Source organism: Micropruina glycogenica, assembly GCF_900289045.1.
GTDB classification, from domain to species: Bacteria; Actinomycetota; Actinomycetes; order Propionibacteriales; family Propionibacteriaceae; genus Micropruina; species Micropruina glycogenica.
This window is the reverse complement of the sequence record NZ_LT985188.1, coordinates 3,675,897-3,694,373: the sequence shown is the minus strand read 5'-3', so window position 1 is coordinate 3,694,373 and position 18,477 is coordinate 3,675,897. Positions and strand designations below refer to the sequence as shown.

Annotated in this window: 18 protein-coding genes and 1 tRNA gene; 8 read left to right on the top strand and 11 right to left on the bottom strand. The window is 68.9% G+C overall.

What is annotated here, in order from left to right; all coding sequences use genetic code 11:
• Positions 1–53 precede the first annotated feature (53 nt).
• Positions 54–126: transfer RNA gene (locus tag MPLG2_RS17405), tRNA-Thr, on the top strand.
• Position 127: 1 nt separating this feature from the next.
• Positions 128–745: a class I SAM-dependent methyltransferase gene (locus tag MPLG2_RS17400; protein ID WP_105187242.1), complete on the top strand. Its 618-nt coding sequence runs from the start codon at positions 128–130 to the stop codon at positions 743–745.
• A 207-nt stretch (positions 746–952) separates the two neighbouring features.
• Here the strand turns inward: MPLG2_RS17400 and rlmB are convergent, their stop codons facing one another.
• The 4 genes from rlmB to MPLG2_RS17380 all read right to left on the bottom strand — a co-directional run bounded on the left by rlmB (position 953) and on the right by MPLG2_RS17380 (position 6,163).
• Positions 953–1,927 carry a 23S rRNA (guanosine(2251)-2'-O)-methyltransferase RlmB gene (gene rlmB / locus MPLG2_RS17395; protein ID WP_105187241.1) on the bottom strand — a complete coding sequence of 325 codons (975 nt, stop codon included), beginning with the start codon at positions 1,925–1,927 and terminating at the stop codon, positions 953–955.
• Entirely contained in the window at positions 1,927–3,336 is a 1,410-nt protein-coding gene (gene cysS, locus MPLG2_RS17390; RefSeq protein WP_105187240.1) for a cysteine--tRNA ligase, read from the bottom strand. Before cysS ends, rlmB begins: the two co-directional genes overlap by 1 nt.
• A 72-nt stretch (positions 3,337–3,408) precedes the next feature.
• The gene (locus MPLG2_RS17385; protein ID WP_105187239.1) at positions 3,409–4,776 is read right to left on the bottom strand and encodes a DUF4032 domain-containing protein; all 1,368 of its coding nucleotides are present in this window, start codon (positions 4,774–4,776) and stop codon (positions 3,409–3,411) included.
• A gap of 292 nt (positions 4,777–5,068) precedes the next feature.
• Positions 5,069–6,163 carry an ABC transporter ATP-binding protein gene (locus MPLG2_RS17380; protein ID WP_105187238.1) on the bottom strand — a complete coding sequence of 365 codons (1,095 nt, stop codon included), beginning with the start codon at positions 6,161–6,163 and terminating at the stop codon, positions 5,069–5,071.
• A 235-nt stretch (positions 6,164–6,398) separates the two neighbouring features.
• Here MPLG2_RS17380 and MPLG2_RS17375 point away from each other — a divergent pair, with 235 nt between their 5' ends.
• Positions 6,399–7,169 carry a DedA family protein gene (locus MPLG2_RS17375; protein WP_105187237.1) on the top strand — a complete coding sequence of 257 codons (771 nt, stop codon included), beginning with the start codon at positions 6,399–6,401 and terminating at the stop codon, positions 7,167–7,169.
• A 579-nt stretch (positions 7,170–7,748) separates the two neighbouring features.
• Here the strand turns inward: MPLG2_RS17375 and MPLG2_RS17370 are convergent.
• Positions 7,749–8,309, bottom strand: coding sequence for a nucleoside/nucleotide kinase family protein (locus MPLG2_RS17370; protein ID WP_231935711.1), 561 nt, complete (start codon positions 8,307–8,309; stop codon positions 7,749–7,751).
• A gap of 85 nt (positions 8,310–8,394) precedes the next feature.
• Here MPLG2_RS17370 and MPLG2_RS17365 point away from each other — a divergent pair, with 85 nt between their 5' ends.
• Entirely contained in the window at positions 8,395–9,837 is a 1,443-nt protein-coding gene (locus tag MPLG2_RS17365; RefSeq protein ID WP_105187236.1) for a glycine hydroxymethyltransferase, read from the top strand.
• A 20-nt stretch (positions 9,838–9,857) separates the two neighbouring features.
• Here MPLG2_RS17365 and MPLG2_RS18760 read toward each other — a convergent pair whose 3' ends face one another.
• Positions 9,858–10,022: a hypothetical protein gene (locus tag MPLG2_RS18760; RefSeq protein WP_162497165.1), complete on the bottom strand. Its 165-nt coding sequence runs from the start codon at positions 10,020–10,022 to the stop codon at positions 9,858–9,860.
• Here MPLG2_RS18760 and MPLG2_RS19170 point away from each other — a divergent pair.
• The gene (locus tag MPLG2_RS19170) at positions 10,015–10,422 is read left to right on the top strand and encodes a TetR/AcrR family transcriptional regulator (RefSeq protein ID WP_197710009.1); all 408 of its coding nucleotides are present in this window, start codon (positions 10,015–10,017) and stop codon (positions 10,420–10,422) included. The two genes, MPLG2_RS18760 and MPLG2_RS19170, sit on opposite strands and share 8 nt — an antisense overlap.
• Positions 10,419–10,586, top strand: a complete 168-nt coding sequence (locus MPLG2_RS19165; RefSeq protein ID WP_197710008.1) for a hypothetical protein — start codon at positions 10,419–10,421, stop codon at positions 10,584–10,586. The genes MPLG2_RS19170 and MPLG2_RS19165 overlap by 4 nt, the downstream gene beginning before the upstream one ends.
• On the opposite strand, the gene MPLG2_RS17355 is transcribed toward MPLG2_RS19165, so the two are convergent.
• On the bottom strand, positions 10,576–12,273 hold the full coding sequence (locus MPLG2_RS17355; protein WP_158681313.1) for a DUF2207 family protein: 1,698 nt from the start codon (positions 12,271–12,273) through the stop codon (positions 10,576–10,578). The two genes, MPLG2_RS19165 and MPLG2_RS17355, sit on opposite strands and share 11 nt — an antisense overlap.
• 148 nt (positions 12,274–12,421) lie before the next feature.
• On the opposite strand from MPLG2_RS17355, the gene MPLG2_RS17350 reads away from it, so the two are divergent.
• Both MPLG2_RS17350 and MPLG2_RS17345 read left to right on the top strand, forming a co-directional pair.
• On the top strand, positions 12,422–13,597 hold the full coding sequence (locus MPLG2_RS17350; protein WP_105187234.1) for a neutral zinc metallopeptidase: 1,176 nt from the start codon (positions 12,422–12,424) through the stop codon (positions 13,595–13,597).
• 638 nt (positions 13,598–14,235) lie between these two features.
• A complete protein-coding gene (locus MPLG2_RS17345; RefSeq protein ID WP_158680754.1) occupies positions 14,236–15,306 on the top strand; it encodes an IS110 family RNA-guided transposase in 1,071 nt (356 codons plus the stop codon).
• Between the two features lie 23 nt (positions 15,307–15,329).
• On the opposite strand, the gene MPLG2_RS17340 is transcribed toward MPLG2_RS17345, so the two are convergent.
• The 4 genes from MPLG2_RS17340 to MPLG2_RS17325 form a co-directional block, all read right to left on the bottom strand.
• Positions 15,330–16,028 (bottom strand): GNAT family N-acetyltransferase, encoded by a 699-nt coding sequence (locus MPLG2_RS17340; RefSeq protein ID WP_105187233.1) that lies wholly within the window; start codon positions 16,026–16,028, stop codon positions 15,330–15,332.
• On the bottom strand, positions 16,025–16,501 hold the full coding sequence (gene ispF, locus MPLG2_RS17335; RefSeq protein ID WP_105187232.1) for a 2-C-methyl-D-erythritol 2,4-cyclodiphosphate synthase: 477 nt from the start codon (positions 16,499–16,501) through the stop codon (positions 16,025–16,027). Before ispF ends, MPLG2_RS17340 begins: the two co-directional genes overlap by 4 nt.
• Positions 16,498–17,307, bottom strand: a complete 810-nt coding sequence (gene ispD, locus MPLG2_RS17330; protein ID WP_105187231.1) for a 2-C-methyl-D-erythritol 4-phosphate cytidylyltransferase — start codon at positions 17,305–17,307, stop codon at positions 16,498–16,500. The genes ispF and ispD overlap by 4 nt, the downstream gene beginning before the upstream one ends.
• 158 nt (positions 17,308–17,465) lie before the next feature.
• On the bottom strand, positions 17,466–18,431 hold the full coding sequence (locus MPLG2_RS17325; protein WP_105187230.1) for a sugar-binding transcriptional regulator: 966 nt from the start codon (positions 18,429–18,431) through the stop codon (positions 17,466–17,468).
• Positions 18,432–18,477 lie beyond the last annotated feature (46 nt).

Below are 18,477 nucleotides of genomic sequence, written 5' to 3'. Positions count from 1 at the left end.
AACGACTGTGCCGGGTACGGCACAATGGTGCAGGCCCGGGCTGACCGGGCGTTGCCTCCGTAGCTCAGTTGGTAGAGCGCCCGCCTTGTAAGCGGATGGTCGCGGGTTCGATTCCTGTCGGAGGCTCGTGACCGCACAACCGCCCGCCGGGCAGAGCCAGTGGGCGACGATCATCGCCCGTGATCCGGGCCATTCCCAGCGCTACATCGACCGCTTCGCCATGCTTGCCGCCCAGGGCGCCGATCTGGTGGGCGAGGCGCGGCTGATCGACGCCATCGTTGGGCGCGGGTCGACGATTCTGGACGCCGGTTGCGGCCCCGGCAGGCATTGCGGGTACCTGCACCGGGCTGGCCATCGGGTGGTCGGCGTCGACCTCGACCCCGCTTTGATCGCCGAAGCCCGGCGGGCCGAACCCGGACCTGACTACGTCGTCGGCGATCTCGCGGGCTTCGAACTGCCGTCCGACGGGCCGCAGACCTTCGACGCCATCCTGTGCGCCGGCAACGTCATGGGGTTTCTGCACCCGGCCACCCGGCGCCCGGTGCTTGCGGGCTTTCGCGACCGGCTGGCCCCTGCCGGACGGGGCGTGGTGGGCTTCGGCGCGGGCCGCGGCTACGACTTCGATGACTTCTTCTCCGACGTCGACGCGGTGGGGTTGACGCGCGAGCAGACCTTCGCCACGTGGGACCTGCGGCCGTTCACCGACCAGGCGAACTTCGTGGTGGCGGTGTTGTCGGCAGGCTGAGTCGACGTGTGAGCACCGTCCCAGGTCGAGCCGATGCGCAGCGGCGCCATCAGCAACGTAACTGCCTTTGTGACACGTAACTGCCTGCGTGCGGGCAGTTGGGTGTCACAAAGGCAGCTACGTTGGCTTGCTCAATCAGCCGCGGCAGCGGGTGACCTCATGTCAAGAAACGGGACGGCTTGCCGGCCCGGTTCGCCCACCAGGAGGTCAGCCGCGGCAGCGGGTGACCTCATATAGCGCGATGCTCGCCGCCACCGACGCGTTCAGCGACTCGACGTCGGAGTCGATCGGAATCGACACCAGCACGTCGCAGTTGTCACGGACGAGCCGCGACAGGCCCTCACCCTCGGAGCCGACCACGAGCAGGACGGGGCCGTCCACGCCCGGAATGCCGCTGACGTCGAGATCGGCCTCACCGGCCAGCCCGGCCACGACGAAGCCGGCGTCCGCGTACTGCTTCAGCGCCCGGTTCAGGTTGGTGGCACGCGCCACCGGAATGCGGGCCGCGGCGCCCGCTGACGTCTTCCAGGCCGCGGCCGTCACCTGAGCCGATCGCCGCTCGGGAATGATCACCCCAGCAGCTCCGAAAGCCGCTGCCGAGCGAATGATCGCGCCCAGGTTGCGGGGGTCGGTGACCTGGTCGCAAGCGATCACCAGCGCCGGGTCGGGAGCGTCCAACGCCTCGGCCAGCAGGTCGTCGGGGTGCGCGTACTCGAAGGGCGGCAACTGCAGCGCCACCCCCTGGTGCACGCCGCCGCCGGTGAGCTTGTCGAGTTCGGCGCGGGTGGCGGCCAGCAGCGCGATGCCGTGGTCGGCGGCGTACTTGAGAATGTCGCGCAACCGGTCGTCGCGCTCGACCCCGTCGGCCACGTAGGCGCGCTTGACCGGCAGGCCGGCCTGCAGCGCCTCGAGCACCGGGTTGCGCCCGAACACCCAGTCGTCGTCCGCGCGTGGCGTGTCGCGACGCGGCTTGCCGCGGCCCTGCCCGGCCTGGGTTTGGCCGGGTTCGTTCGGCCCACGCTTGCGATACGCCTTGTGGTAGGGACGATCCTCGGCCTTGGGTGTCGGGCCTTTGCCTTCGAGCCCACGGCGCACGCGACCGCCCGAACCGGCGGTGTTGCCGCTGCCGGTGCCCTTGCCACGCTTGCGGACGGCACCCTGACGAGATGAGTTTCCGGGCATCAGTTCTCCAAGCTCCAGCGGGGACCGTTCGGGGTGTCCTCGACCTTCAGACCGAGGCCGGCCAGGGTGTCACGGACGGCGTCGGCGGCGGGCCAGTCCTTGCGGGCGCGGGCCTGGGCGCGCTGCTCCAGCAGGGCGCCGACCAGGCCGTCGACAACGGGGGTGAGGTCGTCGGCACCGGCGTCGCCGGCCCACTCGGGCGCGTCCGCCCGCAGCCCGAACACGTGCAACATGGCCAGCACACTCGCCCTGGCCTGCTCGGCCGCAGCGCGGTCGCCCGCCCCCAGCGCAGCGTTGCCGTCACGCACCGTGGTGAACAGGGTCGCCAGCGCGCTCGGTGTGCCCAGGTCGTCGTTCATCGCCGCGACGAAGGCGTCGGGCAGGTCGGCGGCCCCAGTGGGCGCACCGAGCACCGACGCGGCCCGGTCGACGAAGCTGTCGATGCGGGCCAGTTGTGCCGCCGCTTCGGCCAGCGCCGCCTCGCTGAGTTCGATCGCCGAGCGATAGTGCGGCCCAGCCAGCCACAGCCGGACGGCCCGGCCGCCGTAGGTGGTGACCGCGGCGGTGACGTCGGCGGTGTTGCCCAGCGACTTCGACATCTTCTCGCCCGCCATGGTCACCCAGGCGTGATGCATCCAGTACCGGGCGAACGGCCGTCCGGCTGCCTGCGACTGCGCCAGTTCGTTCTCGTGGTGCGGAAAGCGCAGGTCGAGCCCGCCGCCGTGAATGTCGAAGCTGTCGCCCAGGTACTTGCCCGCCATCGCCGAGCACTCGATGTGCCACCCCGGACGCCCCCGACCCCATGGGCTTTGCCACGAGGCCGTTTCGGGTTCGCCGGCCTTGTAGCCCTTCCACAGCGCGAAGTCGCGCGGGTCACGCTTTCCGCGAGGCTCCGCGTCGTCGGCCGGCTCCATGTCGGCGACCTTCTGCCCGGTCAACGAGCCGTAGCCGGGCCACGACGCCACGTCGAAGTACACGTCGCCCGAACCGTCGGGTGCCGCGTAGGCGTGGCCGCGTTCGATCAGGTCGGCGATCAGCGCGATCATTTCGGGAATGTGACCGGTGGCGCGCGGCTCGTAGGTGGCCGCGGGCACGCCCAACGCCCGATAGGCGGCGTCGAAGGCCGCCTCGAAGATGAACGCGTGCGCCCACCAGGGACGCCCCGCCGCCTCGGCCTTGGCCAGAATCTTGTCGTCGATGTCGGTGACGTTGCTGATCAGCGTGACCTCGTGCCCGGTGTGGGCGAGCCACCGCCGCAGCACGTCGAAGTTCACCCGGCTGCGCATGTGCCCCAGGTGCGGGGCCGACTGCACGGTGGGGCCGCAGACGTAGATCGACACCCGTCCGGGCTCCAGGGGCTGGAACGCGACGATCTCGCGCCGCAGGCTGTCGTACAGGTGAAAACTCACCGGCCGATTGTATCGGGGCGGGCGGGGTGACCGGACGCAGGGGTCACGACCAGCCCGATCACCGAAGAAACGTCAGCCCTTGCCTCGGCGCAATGCCGCGATGTCGAGCACGCCGGTGGGTTCGGGAACGTCTTCGGCTTCGAGTTCCCACGGATCGTCAGGCATCGCACCGTCTTCATCGAGGTAACCCTGCGACGGGTCGAACGGGTTGGCCAACTGCCTGCTGCCCTCACTGAGCGGACGGCTGTTCATCGCCTCGTCGGGCAGCCCTTCGAGCACGTCGCGCACGTAGCCGTGGGTGGCGTCGATCAGCGGCACGTCGCGGTTCTCGCGCTGCGAGGCGTACCAGCGGTAGTCGAGCACCTCGTGAAAGATCTGTGCCGCGTCGCGCTTGCCGCGCAGGTGCGCCGGAACCGCCGTGACCACCGGCTCGAAGCTCTGGGTGAGCCACTGGTGCGCCACCAGAGCCTCGTCGACACCCTGCTGGTTGGTGCGAAACCGAAAGGTGTCGAGGTCGTTGAGCAACCGGCGGGCCTGGTTCTCTTCGACGTCGAGCCCGGTGAGCCGCAACAGCCGGCGGGTGTGGTGACCCGCGTCGACGACCTTGGGCTGAATGCGCACGCGGGAGCCGTCCGCCGAGGTGGTGATGTCGAGTTCGGCCACGTCGAAGCCGAGCGCGTTGAGCCGGCGCACCCGGCTCTCGATGCGGTCGAGCTCGGTGCCGGCGAACTCTTCGACCCCGGTGAGTTCGGCCCAGAGGTCGCGGTAACGGCTGGTGATGGTGTCGACCAGCACCAGCGGGTCGAGCGACTCGTCGAGCAGTTGACCCGCCTCGAGGTCGCTGAACTCGCCGAACAGGTTGGTGGTGGCAATCATCAGGTCATGCTCGCGCTGCCCCTCACTGAGCTCTTCGTGCCACTCAGCGGTTTCGGCGTCGACCAGGTAGGCGGCGAACTCGCCCGCGTCGCGCCGGAAAAGAATGTTCGACAGCGACACGTCGAGCCACAGGAACCCGATCAGATGCAGCCGGGCGAGCAGCACCACCATGGCGTCGAGCAGGCGGTTCACCGTGTCGGGCCTGACCCCCTGGCTGAACAGCGACCGATACGGCAGCGAGAAGTCGAGGTGCCGGGTGATCACCACCGGGTCGAGCGGTTCGCCGTCGACACTGCGCCGGTCGGTGATCACGGCCAGCGGCTCGACCGCAGGGGTGTCTTCACGCGCCAGGTCTTGCAGCATGCGGTACTCGTGCACGGCCGCGGTTTCGATGACCTCTTTGGCCGCGTAGACGTCGTTGCCCACCTTGATGAACCGGACGACGTGACGCGAGATGCCTCGCGGCAGGGCGACCAGATGGTCTTCAGGCCACTGTGCCAACGGCGTTTGCCAGGGCAGCGGAATGAGCCGGGAATCTGGCTTCGCCGACAGAATGCGGGGCATGGCTACATTCTGCCAGCCCCGTCCGACAATGCCGGACACCCTCGGCGAGCGGGCACTTCCGGCACCGAAACCACGCAATCGCAGGTCGTTAACGCCGGGTCACCGGTCGCCTGGGCACAAAGCGCAAGCATCTCGCCTGATCGCAGATCAGACGGAGTCGCGTCGATCGACGACCTCGACCAGCCCACGCACCGCGGTGGACGCCGTGGTCGGGTCGAACGCCGCTGAGGTCACCACGTCGCGCACATGCGAATGCCCCGGGCGTGAGGCCCGGGGCATTCGCGTCGATCGATCAGGACAGGCGGTCGCCGGTCTTGTTGCTGAACACGTGCAGAGTGTGACCCTCGCCGGCCGCGAAGCGGACGGTGGTGCCACGCTCGGGCGGAGTGCGTCCGCGGAGGCGCGCCACGATCTGCGGAGCCGACAGCTTCTCGTCTTCGCTCAGGCCCGACAGGGTGCCGTAGGTGTAGGCGTCGGCGCCCAGCTCTTCGACCACGGCCACGTCGACGGCGATGCCGTGATCGGCGAGTTCGAGGTCTTCGGGGCGGATGCCGATGGTGAGGGTGTCTTCACCGCTGGCCTTGGCCAGCACCGAACGCTCGACCGGAACCGTCCAGTCGCCCACCACGACGCCGTTCTCGTTGACGTTGCCGCTGATCAGGTTCATCGCGGGCGAGCCGATGAAGCCGGCCACGAAGATGTTCTCGGGCTTGTCGTACAGGGTCAGCGGGCTGTCGCACTGCTGCAGCACGCCGTCTTTCATCACCGCGACGCGGTCACCCATGGTCATGGCCTCGACCTGGTCGTGGGTCACGTAGACGGTGGTGACGCCGAGGCGGGTCTGCAGGGCGGCGATCTGGGTGCGGGTCGAAACGCGCAGCTTGGCATCGAGGTTCGACAGCGGCTCGTCCATCAGGAACACCTGCGGCTGACGCACGATGGCGCGGCCCATGGCGACGCGCTGACGCTGGCCACCCGAGAGGGCCTTGGGCTTGCGGCTGAGGAAGCTCTCGAGGCCCAGCAGGTGGGCGGCCTCCATGACGCGCTGATCGCGCTCAGTCTTCGGCACGCCGGCCATCTTCAGGGCGAAGCCCATGTTGTCGCCGACCGTCATGTGCGGGTAGAGCGCGTAGTTCTGGAACACCATCGCGATATCGCGGTCTTTGGGCGGCAGGTCGGTGACGTTGCGGTCGCCGATCCAGATGGCGCCCGCGTTCACCTCTTCGAGGCCGGCCAGCATGCGTAGCGAGGTGGACTTGCCACAACCCGAGGGGCCGACCAGAACCATGAACTCGCCGTCGCCGATTTCAAGGTTGAGCTTGTCAACCGCGGGGTGATCGGCACCGGGGTAGACGCGAGTCGCGTCTTTGAAACTCACTGTGGCCATGCCAACAATCCTTTCCACGGGCAGGTACGTGCCCGACGATCCGTAGTGGAAACAGTGCCGCGAGGTCTCGCGACAGGCCCATCGTCGCACGATCGAAGGGATTTCATCAAAAACTGGCGTTGATCTGTGGACACAATGTGTCGCGTGCGCCGATGGGGTGGCCGCCGCGGCTTTCGTCCGCTGCGCCGAAAGGCAAGTCACGGAGTCGCTGCGACGGACGGGTAGGCTCCGCAGGGTGAGTACGACCCCGGGCGACGGCCAGCCCGCCGATCAACCGCCGGGCCAACAGTCGGACGATGCCGCCGCCCGCGAGTGGTGGGACGACCCCGGCCTGCCCTGGAAGCACAAGCCGACCAAGGCCGACATTTCGTGCCTGGTCTGGATGGGCATCGCCTCGGTGTACGGACTGATTCTGCTGCCGCTGCGGCCGGTGATGCTGGGCCTGGCGCCGCATCTGCTGGGGTCGCTGGGCTACCGCACCGGACTGGTGATGACCGGGGCGCTGGGCGCGACCGGTGACCGTTGGTGGCCCCTGGTGCTGGTGCTGGGCAGCCTGATGGCGATGAAATTCGACTGGATCTACTGGTGGGCCGGCAAACTGTGGGGCCACGGCCTGATCGAGGTGTGGTCAGGACGCTCCGAGAGGGCGCGCAAACGCAACCAGCGGGCCATCGCGTTCACGCACAAGTACGAGACGTGGGCGATCTTCGTCACCTACCTGCCGATTCCGATGCCGGCCGCCGTGGTGTACGCGGCACTCGGCGCGGCGGGCACGAAGCTGTCGAAGTTTCTGATCGTGAGCTTCATCTCGTCGGTGATCAGCTCGGGGTTGTACATGTACCTGGGCTGGCAGATCGGTGAACCCGCGGTCGAGTTGATCAACGCCTACGGGCAATGGCTGTGGTACCTGTCGATCGCGATCATCGTGGGCATGATCGCCGTGGCATGGTGGAAGTCGCGCCAGCCGAAGTCAGACGAGCCCGTGATTCCTGGGCCTGCGATCTAAGCCTGCCGGTCGCGCTTGTCGAGACCCTGTTGGTCGCGCTTGTCCAGAACCCTTGCCTGTTGCAGTTATCAACCCCGTGGTTGCGTCTGGTGCCGCGTAGCGGCGTCCGCCCTCTATCAACTCCCGTGGTTGCGTCTGGGTGCCGCGTAGCGGCGTCCGCCCCTGTCCCGCACTTGCGGGACTGCTCGGCTAGCGCCTCGCAGTGCGCAAACGCCCGACCACGCCCTGACAGGGGCGCCGCCGCTCCGCTTCAGCCTCGTCTGCGCTGCTCGCCTCCACGAACTGAGTCAGCTACTCCCGCTTGGTGGCCGGGTGGGAGATCCCGGGGCAAGCCCGGGACGACGGTGGTCCCCGTCTTCGTCATCCCGGCGGATGTCGGTGGTCCCCGTCTTCGTCATCCCGGCGGATGCCGGGATCTCTTGACGGCCGCGAGATTACGTCCGACTCGAGGGGTCTTTCACCTCAGCGAGCGGTGACGGGTGTCGAATCGGACGCAATCCGACGGCCGCGTCGTCGTCAGGTCGGCGATCCCGCGGCAAGCCCAGTGATGACGGCGGTCGCGCAGTGCGCGCGAATCGGTCAGATGTGAACGATGAGGTCGGCGCGGTCGCGGGTGTGGTCGGCGCCGAACAGCTCACGCTCCTGCGCCGCCCAGCGTTGCCAGTGCGGCCGGAACGCCTCGCCGTCACGTTCGAGGCCGCGGGCCATGCGCACGTCCGTCGCCGCCTCGACCCACACCCGTACCGTGACCAGATCACCCGCTGGACGCACCGTGCTCGCGCAGCCCTCGACCACCAGCACCGGAACCCAGGGCACCGGCACAGTTTCGGCCCACTCGGACGCGTGCCAGTCCCACCGGCGGTACGCTCCGGAATCACCCCGCGACAAGGGCCGCAGCACTTGGTCGTGCAGCAACTGGGCCGCTGACCCAAGACCGTCCCAGCCGGCGAACAGGTCGTCCATGTGCACCACGGGGCAGCGCAGGTGCCCAGCCACGGCGTCCGCGAGCGTCGTCTTGCCCGAGCCGCTGGGCCCGTCGATGCCGATCACCAGCGGGCCTCGCTCCACGCCGAGCCCTTCGGCCACCAGCGCCACAACGGCCTGCGCGGCGGTCGCCACGTCGCCGTCGATCGATCGCATGACCAGGCAGCATAGGCTGGGCGCGGCGGCAGCACGGCACACAGCACTAGAGTGAAGCCTCAGCCAGCCCACGAAGGAGCACTCAGTGAGTGATCTCGGTTCGACCGCGTCCGACATCTACCGCAACGTCTTGTCAGTCATCGAGGGGGTCGAGCCGCGTATCGCAGCCGCCACCCGCGCCGAACTGACCGACCAGCGGGCCTCGCTCAAGCTGATCGCCAGCGAGAACTACGCCTCGCTGCCGGTGCTGATGACGATGGGCACCTGGTTCAGCGACAAGTACGCCGAGGGCACCATCGGGCATCGTTTCTACGCGGGTTGCCAGAACGTCGACACGGTCGAATCGGTGGCCGCCGAGCACGCCCGTGAGCTGTTCGGCGCCGAGTACGCCTACGTGCAGCCGCACTCGGGCATCGACGCCAACCTGGTCGCCTACTGGTCGATTCTGGCGCACCGGGTGGAGTCGCCCGTACTGGAGCGGCTGGGTGCCAAGAACGTCAACGAACTGTCCGAGGACGACTGGGAAACCCTGCGCAAGAGCTTCGCCGAGCAGCGCGTGATGGGCATGAGCCTGGACGTCGGCGGTCACCTGACCCACGGTTTCCGTCCGAACATCTCGGGCAAGATGTTTCACCAGCGCAGCTACGGCACCAACGCCGAGACCCAGCTGATCGACTACGACAAGCTGCTGGCCGACGCGCGCGCGTTCAAGCCGCTGATCCTGGTCGCCGGCTATTCGGCCTACCCGCGCCGGGTGAACTTTGCGAAGATGCGCGAGATCGCGGACGAGGTGGGTGCCACCCTGTTCGTCGACATGGCGCACTTCGCCGGCTTGGTGGCGGGCAAGGTGTTCACCGGCGAGGAGGATCCGGTGCCCTACGCCCACCTGGTGGCCTCGACCACACACAAGTCGTTGCGCGGTCCGCGCGGCGGTTTCGTGCTGGCCACCCCCGAGTACGCGCCGAGCGTCGACCGCGGCTGCCCGATGGTGCTGGGCGGCCCGCTGTCGCACATCATGGCCGCCAAGGCGGTCGCCTTCGCCGAGGCCCGGACGGACTCCTTCCGCGACTACGCCGCGAAGGTGGCCGACAACGCCAAGGTGCTGGCCGAGGGGCTGCTGAAGCGCGGCGCCACCCTGGTCACCGGGGGCACCGACAACCATCTGGTGCTGATCGACACCGGCTCGTTCGGCATCACCGGACGCCAGGCCGAGTCGGCGCTGCTCGATTCGGGCATCGTGACCAACCGCAACTCGGTGCCCAACGACCCCAACGGGGCCTGGTACACCACCGGCGTGCGCATCGGCACCCCTGCCCTGACCTCGCGCGGCTTCGGGGCCGACGAGTTCGACAAGGTCGCCGAGCTGATCGTCGACGTGCTGGCCAACACCACCGCCACCACGACGGCGGCCGGCACGCCTGGCAAGGCCAAATACACCCTGGCCGACGGCGTCGCCGACCGCACGAAGGCTGCGTCCGCCGAGCTGCTTGACGCCAACCCGCTCTACCCCGGGCTCGCCGTCTCGTAGTCGTACCTCAGCGGGTCATGTCAGCGTGGCCCAACGGGTTCGTCGCTGCCCCCGGCGCCGGCCGCGTAGGCGTCGGCGAACTCGGCAGTGGGCTCGACCTGCTCGATCAGGTCGAGCAGCACCCCGTCGGGCGCTGCGACGACCCGCGCATCAGCCGCTGACGCCACCGCGCAGCGCGTGCTCACCGCCGCCGTCACCCTGTACGCCGATCGGGGGCACGCGCAGGTGTCGCTCGATGACGTGGCCCGGGCGGCCAACGTCACCCGCGGCGCGGTGTACCACCACTACGGCAGCCGCACCGGGCTGTTCGCCGCCGTGGCCGAACACGTGCAGAGCCAGGTCTCACAGGCCGTCGTGGCAGCCGCTGTGGGGGCCGGTGACGACCCCTTCGCCCGGTTACGGGCAGGCAGCCACGCCTTTCTCGATGCCGTCACCGCACCCGGAGTCGTCCAGGTTCTGCTGGTCGACGCACCGGCCCTGATCGGCTGGCAGCAGTGGCGAAGGCTCGACGCGCAACACTCCGGCCGCCACCTGTGCGACGCGTGGCCGACCTGGGGGTTCCGGACGATCTGCTGGACGCCTTGACCGCGCATCTGTCGGGCGCCATGAACGAGGCCGCACTGTGGCTGGTCGATCACGCCGACGACCCCGCATCAGCAGCGCAGGCCGCGCACAGGGCGCTCGACGTGATTCTGCAGGCAGCCGTGTTGGCCGCGGCGTCAACCCCGGTTTCGGCGCTCAGCGGCTGAAGAGCTTGCCCTGAATGGTGATGATCAGTCGGTCGAGCGAGGCCGGCAGGTCTGACAACCGCCAGTCGTCGGGGGCGTGGTACCAGTTCAGGTCGGTGGAGTCGGCGTCGAGGTCGCCGTCGGCGTCGGCCAGGGCCTGCAGCCACCGCTCGTAACCGCCCAGCACCACCGCGTAGGGCAGCACCTCGGACAACTCCGCCAACTCCTGCCCCTTCGGCATGCTGTCGGTCGGCTGGCCCAGCAGGTCGGCCCGCAACATGCCAAGACCGTTCAGCATCGCGACACCCTTCTCGGTGCGCGCCGGCATCTCTTGGCCCAGGAACACCACCAGCAGCGACACCGCGATCAGGGCGAGGCCGAGCAGGCCGAACCCGGTGAACGCGGCGAGGCCGATGGTGGCCAGCACGGCGACCACCACACAGCCCAGGCCGATGCGGAACCACGTGTTGCGGGTCTGATCAGGACGCTGCGCGAACCAGCCGAGCTTCACCACGTCGTCGTACAACTCGTTCTGCACCGTGACGATCACTGCCCCGACGGCCTCGGGCAGCTGCGACAGCAGCACCGGCTCGCCGCCTTCGGGAGCGACCGCGTCGAGCAGGGTGCGCTCGTAGGGCAGCAGGTCGTCGCCACCGGCTAGGCGCGAGAGCGTCCACTCGCGAACGGCGTAGGCCGACTCCTTGGGCAGTTCGGTGAACCGCAGGTGCCCGCGCACGGCGAGGTCGATCAGGGTCGCCGTGACGTCCACGGGGTCGACCCGCTCGTCGACCAGGGTGCCCACCTGGCCGGGACGCACCCCGTCGAGCACGCGGAACTCGGCCTCGCCGTCACCCACCGGGTGGAACTCGGCCACCGGTGTCGATTGGCCGGCGCCGACCGCGTCGCGCCCCATGCGGCGGTGCACGGCCCAGAACGCGAGGCCGCCCAGCACCAACGCAATGAGGGCCAGCGACAGCGGCAGGGGTGCGGTCGAGAAGGCCTTGCCCAGCGTCCACACGTCGCGGATCTGCTCGTTGGGGGTCACCGCACCTTCGGGGAAGCGGACGATCACCTCGACCACTTCACCCACCCCGCGCGGGCCGTCGCTGAACGTGGGGTCTGGGTACTCGTGGGTACCGCCGCCCCACGAGGTGCAGACCCCCGGCGACACGGGCGGGCCCGCGTTGCACAGCACCGCTTGAATCATGGTGGGCACGGTGAGGGTGGCGGTGAACTGCTTGACCGGCAGGCTCAAACCCTGCAGCAACCGCCACATCACCGTGGTCTCGCCGCTGGGCTCTTTGATCGCCGCACCGAGCACGGTGTAGCTCAGCACCACGGGCGCGGTGGCGCCCTGGGTGGGCATGGTGACCACCGTCTGCCCGTCTTGCTGGGTGACGGTGGCGTTGATCGGCTGGTCGGCGATGGTGGCCTTCACGTCACGCAGCGTGTAGACGTACTCGCGATCGCCGATCACCTGCCGAGCGTTGGCGAACTTCTGCACCAGGCCGGCCGGCGCGGCGCCATCGAAGGTGATCGTGGCGGTGACGTTCAGCGACCCGTCGGCGTTGATGGCGCCCTGCACGACATAGGTCTCAACCGTCTCGGCGGCCATCGCCCGCGTGGCGGACGGCCCGACGACGACCGCGGCGAGCACCAGCAGGCCGGCGAACAGTCGGGTGAGCACGATTACTGGCAATCTCGACACGATCGACCCTTCGCAGTGAGGCATCTCGGTAAGCGCGCGGCGCAGCACGAAACTACCGCATCGGGTGCCGCTTCGAGTGCTGCCCACCCAGCGATCTGCTGCCACCCGGGGGCTCTGATCGACCCGCTCCGACGGTTACAGTGTTCGCGTGACGCAGCAGTACGGGCCCCAGCAGCAGTACCCGTCGCCCTGGGGCGGTCAGCAACAGCCGCAGGGGTGGAACCGGCCGCAGCAGTCGTTCGGGCAACCCGCCTGGCCCCAGCAGCCGGGCGGCTACCCACAGGGCGGCCGCTATCAGCAACCCGGTGGCTATCAGCAGGTACCCACTCGGCAACCCGGTGGCTACCCGCAACGCCCCGGCTATCAGCAGCCGGGTCAGTTCAACCGGGCACCCCAGGGCCTCAACCCGCTGAGCCGCATTCTGGTGACGCTGGTCGTGCTGTGCGGTGTACTGCTGGCCGCCATCGTGGTGGCCAACATGCTGGGCGGATCGCAGGGCACCTCACCCCAACCGCAAGACACCTGGAGCCCGCCGCCGCCCGACCTCGACCCGCCCGACCTGCCCGAGCCCAAGACCTACAGCGAGGCCACCGAGTGGCTGCAGAAGAACAAGGTGTACGACCAGCAGGTCGCCGTTCCGACCGCCTGCCCCGACCTGCAGCCGATCGATGCCGTGAACGCGTCCGAATCGCAGTTGAACGCGCATCTGCAAGACCTCACCTCGTGTCTGGTGCGGGTGTGGCAGACACCGATGCAGAAGGCCGGGTTCCTGATGCCCAGGCCGCCGGCCGCGGCCTACAGCCAGCCGATTCAGACCGCCTGCGGCAAGCTGGACGACCTGAAGAACGCCGTGTACTGCGGCGCCGATCAGCGCATCTACTACGGCATGGAGTTGCCGAGGATCTTCTCGCCCAGCCTGCGCACCAGCCGGTTCTTGATGGAGATGGTGCTGGCGCACGAGTTCGGCCACGCCATTCAGTACCGCACCGGCATCGGCATCTCGAGCATGGCGTGGGAACAGAAGGCCACCACCAAGGCCGCCGCGAACGTCTACTCGCGCCGGCTCGAAATGCAGGCCGACTGCATGGCGGGCATCTGGGTGAATTCGGTGGGCGACAGCCAGGGCTTGAGCAACAGCGACCTGGACGCCCTGAAGCAGATCGCCTACAACATCGGCGACGACGTGCTCACCGGCAAGCAGAACATCGACGAGGGCCACGGCCTGGGCGCCACCCGGCAGAAGTGGTTCGAAACCGGGTTGAACGCCAACGGCGACATCGGCCAGTGCAACACCTACACCGCGCGCGACAGCCAGGTGCGCTGAGCGTCGGCGCTGGTCGAGCGTGTCGAGACCGTGGCGAGGTAGTGGAACGACCCGCATCACGTAGGTCTCGACAAGCTCGACCGACGGGTAGCGACGCCTCGACCAACGAGGTCTCGGCAAACTTCCCCAACGGTGGGTCGGCCTGCGCACGGAGCAGCTCAAAGCGGTGCGGGGGCGCCCCTGTCAGGGCGTGGTCGGGCGTTTGCGCATTGCGAGGCGCTAGCCGAGCAGTCCAGCAAAGGCGGCACAGGGGCGGCGCCGCTCCGCGGCAGCAGACGCACCATGGGGGACTCGACAAGCTCAACCAATGGTCTCGACAAGCTGTGAGAGTTGGTGGTGGCTGGCCTGGGGCTAGCTGGCAGGGTGGTGGGACCGGTTGTTCGTGTGCGGGTCGTGACCCTTCGACAAGCTGACCGTCCGCAATTGTGCGGGGTGTCTTGGTCGAGATCTGTCCGGCTCGTGCACGGAGAACCGGCCGACCATCCCGGCCCACTCGTTGGCCTGATAGAAGCCCGTCCCACCGCTTTGGCGGGGTGACCGATCACAGTAACGCCACGGGTGACTCTTTCCCCGGGATGGCCGCGCCGGTTCGACCGGCTCGATGCCCAACATCCCGAAAACAGGAGGCTCAGACACCGATGGCCATCGTTGCAGATACCTACACCTATGTGGTGGGTGTGGACACCCACGCCGCCACTCATCATTACGCGATCGTGGAGACCCGTAGCGGCGGCCAGATCACCCACGGGAAGTTCCCCACCCATGCCGCGGGCTTGTTGCGGGCCGTGGATTGGATCAGCCGCCGCACCAGTGTTGACGACAACCCAGCTGTCGACCAGGTGCTGATCAGCATGGAAGGCACCGGCAGTTACGGCGCCCAGGCAGCCGAGCTGCTCGCCGCACGCGGTTACCGGGTCGTCGACGCACCCTCGCCGAAACGGGCTCGTGGCAGCGGCAAGAACGACCACATCGATGCCCTGGTCGCTGCCCGCGGCGCGTTACCCAAGGACAGCGAACGGCTCGCCGACCGACGCGCCGGCCATACCCGTGCCGCGCTGCAGATCCTGCTCACCGCCCGCGACAGCATGCGACGCGACCGGACCCGTTCCAAGAACCAGCTCACCGCGCTGCTACGCACCCACAACCTCGACATCGATGCCCGCAAGGGAATCAACAAGGTCCACATCAGCCTCATTGCGGGCTGGCGCAAGCGGCCCACCGACACCACCCTGGCCCGGATCGCCCGCACCGAAGCGCACCGCCTCGCCACCCGCATCCACACCCTGGACGCCGACCTCGACAGCAACGAGAAAGCCATCAACGCCCTCGTGCGTGAACTCGAACCAACCCTGCTCGACCTGCCCGGCCTCGGACCCATCAACGCCGCCATTGTGCTCGCCGTCTGGTCTCACCCCGGCCGCATCCATGACGAAGCCGGCTTCGCCAAGATCGGCGGCGTCTGCCCCCTGGAGATCTCCTCGGGCAACTCCAAGGATCATCGCCTCAACCGCACCGGCGACCGACAACTCAACTCAGCCCTGAACTCCATCGCGAACACCCGCATGCGACACGACGAAACCACCAAGGCCTACGTCAAGAAACGCAAACAGCAAGGCCAAACCAAACCCCGAATCCGACGCTGCCTCAAGCGCTACATCGCCCGCCAAATCTTCCGACACCTCAACACGACCACCCTTGACAAGACATAGAAGCGTCTCGACCAGCGGGTGGTTCAGACCGGGTGGTGGTGCAGCGGGCGTCCGACCTCGGTGAAACCCAACCGGGCGTAGACGCCGCGGCCCAGAGGCGTGGCCGACAGGGTCGCGGTCACCTCGGGTGCCACGGCAGCGGCCGCCTCGGTGAGCAGTGAGCCGATGCCGCGGCCGCGTTGCGCCGCCATCACCGCCACGGCACCGATGTTGTTCACCCGCGGCGTCACGATCGACAACGCGGTGCCCACCCCTTCGCCGTCGATCTCGGCGACCAGCAGCGTGACGCCCGGCTGCCGTTGACTGCCGGCCGGGTGCAACTCGCCGATGCGTGAGGGCGGCGTGCCGTCGGCGGCCAGAAAGGCAACCGCCTCGAACCAGACCACGTCGTCGTCGGTCTCGGCCCGGCGGATGCTCAGGCCGGGCACGGACGACACGGGTGCGGCCGCGCCGCCCGAGCGCACCATCCAGTGGCCGGTCGGTTCGGCCCGCCGCCCGGGCAGGCTCAGCCGGGCATAACTGTCGCAGACGATGCCGGGCACCTCATCGGGCACGGTGGCGTCCGGGGTCAGGGTGACCGCTCCGAGCAGAAACGGGTGGGGCACGGTGTCGGCGGCGCGGGCCAGTCGTCCGTCATCGGCCCAGCCGGAGCCCAGCGAGTCGTAGGCGAAGCGATGCCAGGCCGCCTCGCCCTCGGCGCACAGGGCGATCGGGTCGGTCATGACGCGACGATCAACGCCGTCGCCAGCGCGGCCACGCCTTCACCCCGCCCGGTCAGCCCCAACCCGTCGGTGGTCTTGCCCGCCACCGACACCGGTGCGCCGAGGGTGGCCGACAGCAACTCTTCGGCCTCGCGCCTGCGCGGCAGCAGCCGCGGACGGTTGCCGATCACCTGCACCGCCACGTTGCCGATCTCGAACCCGGCGGCCCGCACCAGCACCGCGATCTCAGTGAGCAACCGCACCCCTGAGGCACCCGCCCATTCGGGGCGGTCGGTGCCGATGGTGCTGCCCAGGTCGCCCAGCCCGGCCGCTGACAGCAGGGCGTCACAGATCGCGTGGCAGGCGACGTCGCCGTCGGAATGGCCGGCCAGGCCGCGCGGCTCGTCGGCGAAGTGCAGACCCGCCACCCACATGGGCACGCCGTCGGCCAGCGCATGCACGTCGCTGCCGATGCCCACCCGGGGCAGCGTCATTCGGGGCTCCTGATCACCGGCGCAGGCTCGGCCGGCTTCACCACCCAGGCGAACGGACGATGCCGCAGCACCCGGCGGAACGAGTGCCGCCCGAAGCCGGCGCGCAGCTTGAGAAAGGCGTGGGCCAGGTCGAGGTCGGTGGCCGAGGTGATCTTCAGCGAGGTCATCGCGCCCTTGACCAGCCTGACCGGGTGGCCGGCGGCCTCACACACCGAGATGTCGTCGGTGCAGGCGATCTGCTGCTCGTCGGCGTAGTCGTGGCTGGCCTCGAGCACGTCCAGATCGAAGCCCTGCGGGGTCTGCACGGCCCGCAGCCGTTCGCGGTCGACGATCACCAGGCGTCCGTCGTCGGTTTCTTCACGAATCGAGTCGGCCACCGGAATCGCCGGCGCGACCGCGACCGCTCCCCCGCGAATGGTGCCGATCACCCGGGCCACCACCGTGGCCGGCACGAGTGGACGAACCGCGTCGTGAACCAGCACCACATGGGCGCCCTTCAGTTCGGGTTTCATGCGGATCGCCGCGATGCCCTGGCGCACGGACGCCTGCCGGGTCTCGTCGCCCTCGACCAGGGTGACGGGAATCGGCGAGGCGGCCAGCACGGGCTGAAAATGGTGCTCGCCGTTGCGGGGAATCACCACGATCGCGTGGGTGCACCCGCCCGCGGCCATGGCCTCGACCGACATGGCGACGACGGCCTTGCCGGCCAGGGTGGTGACCGGTTTGGGAATCGGGCCGCCGAAGCGTACGCCGCGCCCCGCGGCGACGATGACCGCGGGAATCGGCTCTGTTGTCGTGGCCATCAGCGGTCGCCCGGGCGAACGGCGCGCGGTCGTGGTGTGTTGACCGATGAGAACGCAGCGAGGCGCCGTACGGGCGTCGCGCAGCCGGCAGGAGGCAGTGGCCGCGTAAGAAGCACAGCGGCAGTATAGGTCTGCGGTCCGCGCCCCTCAGGCCGACCGGGTCAACCCGCCGCGCCGCGTTGCAGCACCGCCTGGGCCAGGGGTAGATCGACCACCAGAACGTTCACCACGCCGGTGCGCAACCCGCCCAGCACGCCGCGGGCCTTCTCTTGCCCCGCGGCCAGCCCGACCACGCAGGGCACGGAGCGCAGGTCGTCGAGGGTCACCCCGATGATGCGCTCAGAGGTGGGCGCGCCGAGTTCGACGCCGCTGTCGTCGAAGAACCGGCCCAAGATGTCGCCCGCCGGCTTCTGCGCCAGAAAGGCGGCCAGTTCGGCGTCGTTCAGCCGCATGTCTTCGACGATGGTGACCGACGACCGCACCCCGATGGTGCCGATGCCCACGAACGCGTGGTCGACCGTGGCGGCCACCTCGAGCGCTGCCTTGATGCCCGACTCAGACGTCAGCACGGCCTTGGTGTGGGGCGATTCGACCACGGCCGGTGCGATCAGCCGCCCGGCCGAGACGCCGCAGCGCCGCGCCAGAGCCTGCACCAGCGTGCCGCCGGCCGAGGCCGTGTCTAGGCCGGGGTTTCCCCCTGTGAGCGGCAGCACCTTGATGAACGGCACGACCCGGTGCGGCACTTCGGCCACGAACGCCTCGAGGGTGGTGCCCCAGCTCAGGCCCACGGTGCGCATGGCTCCCAGCCGCTCACCGAACAGGTCGGCGGCCAGCCGTCCGACCAGCCGCAGAGCTCCGGTGTCGGCCGAGGCGACGCCTACGCGCGCGTCGGCCAGCCCGAAGCGTTCGATCAGTTGCTGCTCGATCTCGTGCACGCGTTGCACGGGCGAGCGGGGGTCGTGAATGAGCACCTCGACGATGCCCTGCTCGCGGGCCTGCGCCAGCACCCGCGACACCGTTGCCCCCGACAGGCCGAGCCGCCGCGCGACCTCGCCCTGCGACAGACCGTCTTCGTAGTAGAGGCGCGCGGCCCTGACCAGGGTGTCGAGCGAGCGACCGGCGGCCATGGTTGCCCTTCTCTCACGCTATCGAGCGGTGCCTGGGTGACGGGTA